The sequence below is a fragment of the Caulobacter sp. S45 genome, assembly GCF_903642205.1.
Lineage (GTDB): Bacteria > Pseudomonadota > Alphaproteobacteria > Caulobacterales > Caulobacteraceae > CAHJWH01.
In genome coordinates this window covers 1-10,565 of the sequence record NZ_CAHJWH010000115.1, presented here as the reverse complement: position 1 = coordinate 10,565, position 10,565 = coordinate 1, and the positions used below count along the sequence as shown (strand labels likewise).

Annotated in this window: 10 protein-coding genes; 7 read left to right on the top strand and 3 right to left on the bottom strand. The window is 68.5% G+C overall.

Annotated features, from left to right (window positions below; translation table 11 throughout):
* The first annotated feature begins 108 nt into the window (after nt 1–108).
* The 5 genes from HUV06_RS11550 to HUV06_RS11530 all read left to right on the top strand — a co-directional run bounded on the left by HUV06_RS11550 (nt 109) and on the right by HUV06_RS11530 (nt 6,102).
* The gene (locus HUV06_RS11550; RefSeq protein WP_174301416.1) at nt 109–1,767 is read left to right on the top strand and encodes a GMC family oxidoreductase; all 1,659 of its coding nucleotides are present in this window, start codon (nt 109–111) and stop codon (nt 1,765–1,767) included.
* Between the two features lie 52 nt (nt 1,768–1,819).
* The gene (locus HUV06_RS11545) at nt 1,820–2,455 is read left to right on the top strand and encodes a gluconate 2-dehydrogenase subunit 3 family protein (protein ID WP_174301415.1); all 636 of its coding nucleotides are present in this window, start codon (nt 1,820–1,822) and stop codon (nt 2,453–2,455) included.
* Nucleotides 2,452–4,089, top strand: coding sequence for a GMC family oxidoreductase (locus HUV06_RS11540; RefSeq protein WP_174301414.1), 1,638 nt, complete (start codon nt 2,452–2,454; stop codon nt 4,087–4,089). The genes HUV06_RS11545 and HUV06_RS11540 overlap by 4 nt, the downstream gene beginning before the upstream one ends.
* Before the next feature lie 175 nt (nt 4,090–4,264).
* A complete protein-coding gene (locus HUV06_RS11535; RefSeq protein WP_174301413.1) occupies nt 4,265–5,413 on the top strand; it encodes an alpha-hydroxy acid oxidase in 1,149 nt (382 codons plus the stop codon).
* A 218-nt stretch (nt 5,414–5,631) separates the two neighbouring features.
* Nucleotides 5,632–6,102 carry a DUF4112 domain-containing protein gene (locus HUV06_RS11530; RefSeq protein WP_174301412.1) on the top strand — a complete coding sequence of 157 codons (471 nt, stop codon included), beginning with the start codon at nt 5,632–5,634 and terminating at the stop codon, nt 6,100–6,102.
* 50 nt (nt 6,103–6,152) lie between these two features.
* Here the strand turns inward: HUV06_RS11530 and hfaD are convergent, their stop codons facing one another.
* The 3 genes from hfaD to hfaA are packed head-to-tail and all read right to left on the bottom strand — an operon-like array spanning nt 6,153 to nt 8,833.
* On the bottom strand, nt 6,153–7,415 hold the full coding sequence (hfaD, locus tag HUV06_RS11525; protein WP_217433807.1) for a holdfast anchor protein HfaD: 1,263 nt from the start codon (nt 7,413–7,415) through the stop codon (nt 6,153–6,155).
* Entirely contained in the window at nt 7,336–8,391 is a 1,056-nt protein-coding gene (gene hfaB / locus HUV06_RS11520; RefSeq protein WP_371811074.1) for a holdfast anchoring protein HfaB, read from the bottom strand. Before hfaB ends, hfaD begins: the two co-directional genes overlap by 80 nt.
* Nucleotides 8,378–8,833, bottom strand: a complete 456-nt coding sequence (gene hfaA, locus HUV06_RS11515) for a holdfast anchoring protein HfaA (protein ID WP_174301410.1) — start codon at nt 8,831–8,833, stop codon at nt 8,378–8,380. The genes hfaB and hfaA overlap by 14 nt, the downstream gene beginning before the upstream one ends.
* 197 nt (nt 8,834–9,030) lie before the next feature.
* On the opposite strand from hfaA, the gene HUV06_RS11510 reads away from it, so the two are divergent.
* Together HUV06_RS11510 and HUV06_RS11505 are read left to right on the top strand one after the other, a co-directional pair.
* Nucleotides 9,031–9,690, top strand: a complete 660-nt coding sequence (locus HUV06_RS11510; RefSeq protein WP_174301409.1) for a rhomboid family intramembrane serine protease — start codon at nt 9,031–9,033, stop codon at nt 9,688–9,690.
* Nucleotides 9,691–9,787: 97 nt separating this feature from the next.
* Nucleotides 9,788–10,219 carry a CBS domain-containing protein gene (locus tag HUV06_RS11505; protein ID WP_174301408.1) on the top strand — a complete coding sequence of 144 codons (432 nt, stop codon included), beginning with the start codon at nt 9,788–9,790 and terminating at the stop codon, nt 10,217–10,219.
* Nucleotides 10,220–10,565 lie beyond the last annotated feature (346 nt).

Below are 10,565 nucleotides of genomic sequence, written 5' to 3'. Positions count from 1 at the left end.
TGACGGAGGGGGCGTCGCCGCGGTCGCGGTGTCTAGGCGTGATGCGGCGGTGACGCCCCCTCCACCACGCTACGCGTCGTCCCCCTCCCCCGCTTCGCAGGGGAGGAGATGAGCCCTCTGCGAGGTTCGGCTGCCGAAACGGACACCCCGCGCGCCCGCGACGGCCGCGCGCCCGACGTCTTCCGCGAGTGCGCCTGGGTTCCCATGCGCCAGCACCCCGACAGCGAAGCGGTCGACTTCGCCATCGTCGGCACGGGCGCGGGCGGCGGCACGCTCGCCGCGCGGCTGGCGGAGAAGGGCTTTTCCGTGGTGGCCTTCGACGCCGGCCCTTTCTTCCGCCCGCTGGAGGACTTCGCGTCGGACGAAGAGGCGCAGTCCAAACTCTACTGGCTGGACGAGCGGATCGTGGACGGGGCCGACCCGCTGGTCATGGGCGGCAACAACTCCGGCAAGTGCGTGGGCGGGTCCACCGTGCACTTCGCCATGGTCTCGCTCCGCTTCCGGCCCGAGCACTTCAAGAGCCGCACCCTGCTCGGCTACGGTGCGGACTGGCCGGTTAATTGGCGCGAGATGTGGGGTTATTACGACCAAGTCGAGCACGCCCTGTCGATCTCCGGCCCGCTGTCCTACCCCTGGGGGCCGCCGCGGCCAGCCTATCCCTATCGCCCGCACCCGATGAACGCCTGCGCGCAGGCGATGGCCGCTGGCTGCGAGTCCATGGGCATGAAGTGGGCGCCCATGCCGCTCGCCACCGTTTCCGCCCCTCGCGGGGAGTCGCCGCCCTGCGTGCAGCGGGGCTTCTGCCGCTTCGGCTGCTCCACCAACGCCAAGCAGAGCGCGCTGGTGGTGTGGATACCCCGCGCCCTGAAGGCCGGCGCCGAGGTGCGCGACCTGGCCATGGTCGGGCGCGTGGAACTCGGCTCCGGCGGCCGGGCCACCGGCCTGCACTACCACCGCGAGGGCGAATGGCGCTTCCAGCGGGCGAAGAACGTGGTGGTGGCCGGCTACGCCATCGAGACGCCGCGCCTGCTGCTGAACTCCGCCTGCCCGAGCGCCCCGGAAAGTCTGGCCAACAGCTCAGGCCTGGTCGGCAAGTACCTGATGACCCAGCCGAACCAGGGCGTGTTCGGCCGCACGAAGGCGGAGTCACGCTGGTACAAGGGGCCGCCTATCCTGTGCGTCAGCGAGCACTGGAACTACTGCGACGACAAGGACTTCCCCGGCGGCTACACGCTGATGAGCCAGGGGCCGATGCCGCAGGAATGGGCCAACATCCAGGTGGGCGCCAAGGGGCTGTGGGGCTCGGACCTGCGCCACGCCATGCTCGACTACAACCACATGGTGGGCATGAAGGTGGTGGGCGAGGGCCTGCCCTCGGAGCACAACACCGTCACCCTGGCCGACGAGGTCGACCAATACGGCCTCCGCATCCCGCGCATCACCTACAGCTGGACCGAGGGCGACAAGGCGCTGATCGCCCACAGCATGGACCAGATGCAGGGCTGCTTGGAGGGTGCGGGCGCCACCGACATCTTCCGCCAGGAGCAGGACACCAACCACCTGAACGGCACCGCCCGCATGGGTGACGACCCGCGCACCAGCGTGGTCAACCCGGACGGCCGCACCTGGGACCACCCGAACCTGTGGGTCTGCGACGGTTCGATCTTCCCCACCACCGGCGGGGTGAACCCGTCCCTGACCATCCAGGCCATGGCGCTCCGCACCGCCGACCGCATCGAAGCCCTGGCCGCCCGAGGCGAGCTATGAACGCGCTACATCTTCCCCTCCCGCGCGCAGCCGGGGAGGAGAAAGACAAGTCATGACCGAGCGCTATCCGGACTACGACATCCTCGACAAGTGGAGCAGCGTCTCGTTCGACGACAAGACGCGCGCCGTCCTCACCCAGCGTCTGCACGCCGTCCCCGGCCGGCGCTTCTTCACCCAGACGGAGTGGGACCTGCTGGAGGCCCTGTCCAGCCGGCTGGCGCCGACGCCTGAGCGCGGCGGCTCGATTCCCATCACGCCGTGGATAGACAAGGAGCTGTTCGAGGGCGACACTGAGGGATTCCGCATCGAAGGCATGCCGCCGACGCTTGAGGCCTGGCGCAAAGGCCTGGCCGCGATTGAGGCGGAGGCTAAGGCGGCCTATGTCCGTCCCTTCGCCGAACTCGACTCCGAGACCCAGGACATTTTCCTGAAGCGCATCCAGAAGGGCGAGGTCGATCCCGCCCTGTGGCGCGGCATGGACGCCAAGCGGTTCTTCGGCGACATCCTGCTGAAGGGGGTGGTGGGGGTCTACTACGCCCACCCGCAGGCCCAGAGCGAGATGGGCTTCGGCGGGCCGGCGAGCCCGCGGGGCTATGTCCGGATCGGGTTGAACGAGCACGATCCATGGGAGGCGCGCGAGGTCCGGGCCGACGGCAAGCCCCGGAGAAGCGGGAAGACCCAGCGATGACCGCCCCTACCGCGCCCCGCGCCCGGGACGGCCGCGCCCCGGACGTGTTCACGCCCGACGGCTGGGTCCCCATGCGCTGCCATGCCGACAGCGAAGAGGTCGACTTCGCCATCGTGGGCGCCGGCGCCGGCGGCGCGACCCTGGCCGCGCGGCTGGCGGAGAAGGGCTTCTCCGTCGTCTGCTTCGACGCCGGCCCCTACTGGCGGCCCCTGGACGACTTCGTCTCCGACGAGCGCGCCTCGGAGATGCTCTACTGGACCGATCCGCGCATCACCGGCGGGGACGACCCCATCGCGCTCGCCGGCAACAACTGCGGCAAGGGGGTGGGGGGCTCCACCGTCCACTTCTCCATGATCTCGCTGCGGTGGCGGCCGGAATGGTTCAAGGCCCGCACCAAGCTCGGCTACGGCGTCGACTGGCCCGTCACCTATGAGCAGATGGAATCTTACTATGCTCAGGCCGAGCAGGCGCTGAGCGTCTCGGGTCCGGTCAAATATCCCTGGGGACCGCCGCGCGGACCCTATCCCTACCGCCCGCACGAGGTGAACGCGCCGGGGCTGATCCTGGCCCGCGGGGCCGAGAAGCTGGGGGTGAAGTGGTGCGCCGTGCCGCTCGCCACCGTATCGGCGCCCCGGGGCAAGAGCCCGCCCTGCGTCTATCGCGGCTGGTGCCACTATGGCTGCTCCACCAACGCCAAGCAGAGCGCGCTGGTGGTCTGGGCGACCCGGGCGGTGGCGGCCGGTGCGGAAATCCGCGACATGGCGATGGTCGGCCAAGTCGAGACCAACACCGACGGGACCCGCGTCACCGGCGTCCGCTTCCAGCGCGAGGGCGAGTGGCGGGTGCAGAAGGCCCGAAACGTGGTGGTGGCCGGCTATGCCATCGAGACGCCGCGGCTGCTGCTGAACTCCGCCACGTCAAGGCACCCGGACGGGCTGGCCAACAGCTCCGGATGCGTGGGCGCCTACCTGACCACCCATGCGGGGCCGGGGGTCTGGGCCACCTTCGACGAGGACATCCGCTGGAACAAGGGGCCGCCCAACATGGCGGTCACCGAGCACTGGAACTACACAGACGAGGGCAAGGACTTCCACGGCGGCTACGCCTTCATGAGCCAGGGGCCGCTGGCGCGGGAGTGGGGCCAGACCCTGGCGGGGCGGGGCCTCTGGGGCGCCGAGCTGCAGCGCGAGATGGCCAAGTACAACCACACCGCGGGCTTCGTACCCGTGGCCGAGGTCGAGCCCCGCGCCTGCAACACCGTCACCCTGGCCGACGAGGTCGACCCGTACGGGTTGAAGATCCCCAAGCTGAGCTTCAGCTATTCCGACAACGACCGGCGGCTGCAGGCCCACTCCAAGCGGTTCATGGGCCAGATGCTGGAGGCCGCGGGCGGCTACGACCTCTGGGACAACGACGACACCAGCCACCTGATGGGCACCTGCCGCATGGGCGACGATCCCAAGACGAGCGTGGTCAACGCCGACGGGCGGTCCTGGGACATCCCCAACCTGTGGGTCTGCGACGGTTCACTGTTCGCCACCACCGGGGCTGTGAACCCGTCCCTGACGATCCAGGCGCTCGCGCTCCGCATCGCCGACCGGATCGAGGCGCTGGCCCGGAGGGGCGAGCTGTGAGGACCACTCGAGTTTATCCTCCCCTGCGAAGCGGGGGAGGGGGACCGCGCGAAGCGGGGTGGAGGGGGCGTCAAGCCCACCGCTGCGCCGGGGGAGCCCCCTCCGTCACGGCGCGTTCCGCGCCGCGCCACCTCCCCCGCTTCGCAGGGGAGGATAGAATGCCGGAGACCCGCCCATGAGCGTCATCGTCAACGTCGGCGACCTGCGCGACCGCGCGCATCGCAAGCTGCCCAAGGCGGTGTTCCAGTATGTGGACGGGGGCGCCTATGACGAGCTGACGCTGCACCGCAACCGCGAGGACCTGAACGCACTGGCGTTGAACGAACATGTGATGGTGGACGTGTCCAAGCTGGACACCGCCGTCACCATGGTGAGCGACAAGGCCTCCATGCCCATGGCCATGGGGCCGGTCGGCATGTGCGGCATGGTATGGCCGAACGGCGAGATCGCGGCCGCCCAGGCGGCGGAGGCGTTCGGCATCCCCTTCTGCCTGTCGCTGTTCTCCATCAACTCGATGGAGGATATCGCCAAGGCCACCAAGACGCCCTTCTGGCAGCAGCTCTACATGATGAAGGACCGCGCGGTGAACCAGCACGTCATCGAGCGCGCGGACGCAGTCGGCTGCTCGGCCCTGGTGATGACGCTGGACGTGCACGTCCACTCCCAGCGCTGGGCGGACAACCGAAACGGCCTGGTGGCGCCGCTGCACCTCATGCCGTCGAACGTGGCCAACATGGCCCTGCACCTGCCCTGGGCCGTGCGGATGCTGGCCAGCAAGTCGCAGACTTTCGCCAACATGGCTCCCGAGCATCCAGAGGCGAAGTGGGTGATCCCGCTGGCCGAGTGGGTGAACAACGGCCTGGACAACTCAATCGACACCGACACCATCGCCTGGGTCCGTTCGCTGTGGCCGCGCAAGCTGATCCTGAAAGGCATCATGCGGGTGGACGACGCACAACGCGCCGTGGACCTGGGCGCGGACGCCATCATCGTCTCCAATCACGGCGGCCGTCAGCTGGACAGCGCGCCCTCCACCATCTCAGTGCTGCCGCAGATCGCGCGCGCGGTGGGCGACCAAGTGGAAGTGTTCTGGGACGGGGGCCTAAGGAGCGGCTTCGATATCGTCAAGGCCATGGGGCGCGGCGCCAAGGCCTGCCTTAGCGGCCGCGCCTGGATGTATGGGCTGGCGGCGAACGGCGGCAAGGGCGTGACCAAGGCGCTGAACATCATCGACCAGGAACTGAAGGACTGCCTGTCGCTCGGCGGCTTCACCGACGTGAAGGCGATCCCGGAGGGCACGGTGACGGCCCAGCCGGCCCTGTAGGACAGGCCGATCAGCTCAAATCCCCGCTCATCCCGGCGAATGGCGGGACCCGGATTATGGGGCTGGCCTGCAAGATATTAGAGCGCGGGCAACGTTCCACCCCCAGCGCCTTATGATCTGGTCCCGGCATTCGCCGGGATGAGTGGGAGATTGGATGAGGCGGAAGCAGGTGCGCATTGCGGCCCGGCTATAGCTCCCCATCTATGCCTTGCGCATAGATGTGTAGTTCAGCGCTGAAGGAGATCGCCGTGCTGGAGCCCACCGTATCGGAACTGCAGGACATCCGCCGCCGGGTTGAGCAGGTCGCCAAGCTCTCCGACGGGCTCGTCAAGATCGGCGGCCTGCGCCTCGGCCTCGACGGCGTGCTCGCCTGGCTGCCCGGCATAGGCGAGGTCTACAGCACTGCGGCCGGCGGCTACATCCTGTACCAGGGCGTCCGCGCGGGTGTGCCGCTCACGACCCTGGCCCAGTGCGGAGCGCTGCTCCTCGGCCGTACGGGGATCACCGCCGTGCCGCTCGCAGGTCCGATGGCGGCGGACTTCTTCACCGCCCACCGCTGGTCGGCCAGGATGGTGCTGAAGGCCATCGACAAGAAGCTGGCCACCCGGGGCGCGCCGGTTCAGCCGATGCGGGACGGCTTCGTGCGTCGCATGTGGAGCGGCAAGCGTCCCGTCGCTAGCGCGTTCTGATCCGCTTTATCCTCCCTGCGAAGCGGGAGCTTTGCAGGGAGGATAAGCTGTCAGTTGCTGCCCGACGACACCACGTCGTAGGTCGCCGTGTTGCCCACCGCGCTCGCCACCCCGCTGGCGGTGGTGACGTTCTGCGCTGTGAGCGCGGCGCCTGCATGCACCGAGCCGGAGTTCACCTGCTTGTTGTGCGCGCTGATCGTGCCGTTGCAGGTGGCGCAGGCATAGCCGCTCACCGCATTGCCGACGCCTGTGGCGCTGACATAGGCGTTCCCGCCGTCGCCCAGCGACCCGCCGTAGAGGCTGGCGTTCACCGTGATGCCGCCGGCGTTGTTCTGGTCGGTGGTGGCCTGAGTGTAGGAGCCGGCGTTGGCCACCACGGTGCTGTTGCCCACACCATAGCCGGTGGTCGCCGTCGTGCCGTACCAGGTCCCCACCGTCTGGTTGTTGGAGACGTTCACCGCGCCCGTATTGCTCTGCGTCGCGTCGATAAAGTTGCCGTAGCTGTCGGAATAGACATTGAAGTTGTTGGCCACAGCCGAGGTGGTTGACGCCGCATCCCCACCGTAGTCCTGGGTGTTCGCCGCCAGGGCCTGGGTCACGCCGGCCTGGGACTGGTTGACGCTGAGTGTCACCGGGGAGGTCGTACCATAGGCCTCCACGTCGTTGGCCACTGCAGTTGCAGTGTAGCTCGCCTCGTCCGTCGCCTGAACGGTGGCGGTGTTGACCGCCGTCACCCCGCCATAGCTGGACTGGTTGGAGGCGGCGTTGATCACCCCGGCGTTGGTGTTCCAGCCCTGTGTGTTTCCGAGCGCGGTGGCGTCCACCGAGGTCGTGGCCGCATAGCCGCCGTGGTAGGCGTCGCTGGTCGCGCCCACGCCCGGCCCAGTCAGGCTCTGGGTCGAGGTCCCAGACAGCGTCCCGCAGCAGGTGGAGGCGGTCGCCGTGTTGCCCGTCGCCGAGGTCGAGCCGATCAGGTATGGCGAGCCGCCGCCGTTCACCAGCACGCTGGTGCTGGCCGCGACCGACCCGCTGACGGCTTGGCTGGACTGGAAGGCCAGGTCGGCGTTGGTCGCGCCCGCGCTCACCGCGTTGGCGACCGAAGTCGTCACCGCGCTCGCGCCGGAGGTCGCCTGCTGCACGTTCAGAGTCTGCCCGGCGATCACGTCGCCGAGCTGCACCTGGTCGTTCAGATAGGTGTTCGAGCCCGCCGCCGGCGCGCCGTCCGCCTGCTGGCTAGTAGCGACCCCGCAGAGCGACAGACTGGCCGCCACGGCCGCCGTTCCAGCCATTAGGATCTTCACGTGTGTGCGCATTGTTCTGATCCAGGTTGTTGTAGGCGGGGACGTAGCCGCCGGTGAGCCCGGTGTTGGTGGGCGGACCCATGGGGTCGTTGTTGGGATCGACGCAGGCCTGCGGCCCGGGTGCGCCGTACAGGTTGGACATCATCTCCACCGTCGCCCGCTCGATCATGGCGCGGACGGCCAGCTGGATCGGCTCCAGCCCGCCTTCGCCGGCGGAGATGTCGATGACGTTGGAACCGAAGAACTTGAACAGGCCCGCGCCCACCTGGCGGCCGTAGATCTGCTTCTGGTAGGAGACCACGTCGACCACCTCCATGGTCTTGGTCTCCACCAGGCGAAGATCGAGCGCCACGTTCATCACGTACAGCTGCCCGGTCAGCAGGCCCGTGCCTTGCGTGGCGTCCTGCTTGCCCCCCTGGCCGTTGATGCCCGATGAGCGGATGTTGTAGTTCAGCTCGGTGATGCCGCCGACCAGGTAGAAGTCGGAGCCCGGCACCTGGCCGGCCATGATCTTGCGGAATGGCGCCGGCCCGCCCGGTCCGCCGGGTCCGGGACCCTCCGCTTGGTCGGAGATCAGCTTGTTGTTGGCGTATTTGAGCTCTAGCTCCGACACGCTGGTGTCGTAGCGCTCCACCAGCGGCGCGCCGGCCTTGGCGAGCGCGGAGATGGCCATGAGCGAAGCGCCCTGGGTGACCTCGCGCCCGCCATTGTCCTCGGCCTTGCCGGTGTAGTCGGCGATGCGGCCGACCGCGATGCGTGGCGCCCGTACGCCATAATGCTGGGCGTACTCCGAGAGGCAGACGAGCGCGGCGGAGTAGGGCGTGGGGTTGGCCGTGACCGGCGCGTCGCCGATGGGGCTGGCGTAGTTGCCGGACGGCCCCGCCACCGGCGAGATGCAGCCCGACAGCGCGACCGAGGCCGCGCCCGCGAGCGCCAGCACCTTGGAACGGCGCAAGACGGCCATGGACACGAGGCTATTGAACGCCATCGAGGTTCACCTTCCCGTTCAGGGTTGTTGTGGCCGACACGCCGCCGGTATTGGTCTGGCTCGAGTTGACGATGACCGTGTTGTACTGGCCCGAGACATTAACGCTCAAGTTGTTGCCGATGGCCGTGGCGCCCCCGATGGCGCCGGCGCCGGCATAGGCGTCGGAGGCGCCGGTGGTGCTGCCGGCCTTGGCGAACATGCTTTGGTCCGAGCCGATCTGGGTCACGCCGTCCACGATGGTCAGGTTGCCGTTGGCGTCCCGCGTCGAAACGTTGACTGCGCCCTGGATGGTGGACAGGCCGCCGTTGAAGCCCTGGCTGAAGCCCGACAGGGTGCTCGACCCGCTCTGGGCCCGCGCCGCGCCTGCGGAGGTGACCACCATGGCGGCCGCAAGGGCGACCGCCCCCGCCGCCCATCCTGGAGGCCCTGCTCGCTGTGACATGCTCGGTCGGCTCCCTGAACTCGAAGCCGCTGAGCCGCGTCGCCGCGGCCTTGACGGCCCACTCTGGCCGGGCGTGGGCCGCCCATGAAAGGAGGCGGATCGCTCGAACCGTCCCGAAACAAACCAGATCGGCGTAAAGAAGAGGTAAGTTTACGAGGCCGCCCCCGCCGCGGGGCTGGAATAAGCATAGTGCGCCCATGACCACGCCTCGCCCGGCCGCCGAGCCGCTGTTCAACGCGCCCGCCGCCGTGCTGGTGGTGGTGGCCAGCATCGTGGGCGGCTACCTGCTGCAGAGCCTGTCGCCAGACCCCGACGTGGTGATCGCCGCGCTCGGCCTCGTGCCCCTGCAGGTCGCACAGGGGCAGGTCTGGAGCCTGCTCACCGTCATGGTGGTGCACGCCAGCTGGGCCCACGCCCTGCTGAACGCGCTGGGCGCCCTGGCCTTCGGGACGCCTGTGGCGCGCTGGTTCGGGCGCGGACAGGCTTGGCGGTTCTTCGCCTTCTATCTGGTGTGCGGCCTGCTCTCCTCGCTCGGCTATGTCCTGCTGCACTGGGGCCGCCCCGACGTGCTGGTCGGCGCGTCCGGCGCCATCGCCGGGCTGATGGGCGCCACCTCACGCCTGCTGGACCGCCGGGGCGCCTCGGCGCGAGGCGTCCTGGCGCCCTTCCGCTCGCGCACGGTGATCGGCATGGCCGCAGCCTGGGGCTTCATCAACCTGCTGATGGCGTTGCGCTGGATCGACGTGGGCTCCGGCGGGGCGCCTGTCGCGTGGGAGGCGCACCTGTTCGGCTATGCGGCCGGGCTGCTGCTGATCGGCCCGTTCAGCCGCTCCGCTCCGGCGGCTGCGCCTTTTTGAAGGCCTGCACCTGTTGAATGCTTGCAACACTGCGCAGGTTGGCGGAGGTTCCCGGGACGACAAGCACCACCAAGGTGCGGATCAAGGGAGCGATGCTATGCTGATCACCGGTATCCTCAAGGCGAAGGGCGACCTCGTCTTCACCATCAGTCCCGACACCACCGTCGCCGCCGCCGCCGACCAGCTGAACGAGCGCCGGGTCGGCGCCCTGGTGGTCCACGGCGAGCGTGACGGCGTCGCTGGCATCTTCTCCGAGCGCGACGTGGTGCGCGCCCTGGTCCGCAGCGGCGCGGGTGTGCTCGACCAGCCCGTTTCAGCCTTCATGACCCGCGATGTCATCTACGCCGACCCCAAGGAGACGGTGGACTCGCTCCTGTCGCGCATGACCGATCGCCGCATCCGCCACCTGCCGGTTTGCGAGAAGGGCAAGCTCGTCGGCATTCTCTCCATCGGCGACCTGGTGAAGGCCAAGATCGCCGAGACCGTGGAAGAGGCCCAGAGCCTGAAGGCCTATATCGCCGCGGGCTGAGGCCCGCGGCGGGAAAGTGGTGCAACGCCGCTGAAAGGGCTTGCACAATTCGCGCGGCGCGCTAAATTCTCATCCCTCAGTCGGTTCGTCTGGACCTTGGGGTTCGCCTCGGCGGCCCGGACGGAGCTTTGTCGCTTACGATCATTGATCGCAGGCGGCGGGAAAACCCTTCGAGGTTCCGGTTGACAGAGGGATCGGCGATCCGTAAATCGCCGCTCCCCAGCCGATCGATGGGGCTTCGTTTCATCGGACTTGGTTCTCGCCAAGTAGGTCTTTGACATTGTGAAGTGGAAAGGGACACGCAGGCGGCGGCGTTCTGGCGATTTGGTTTAACCGACCAGATCAA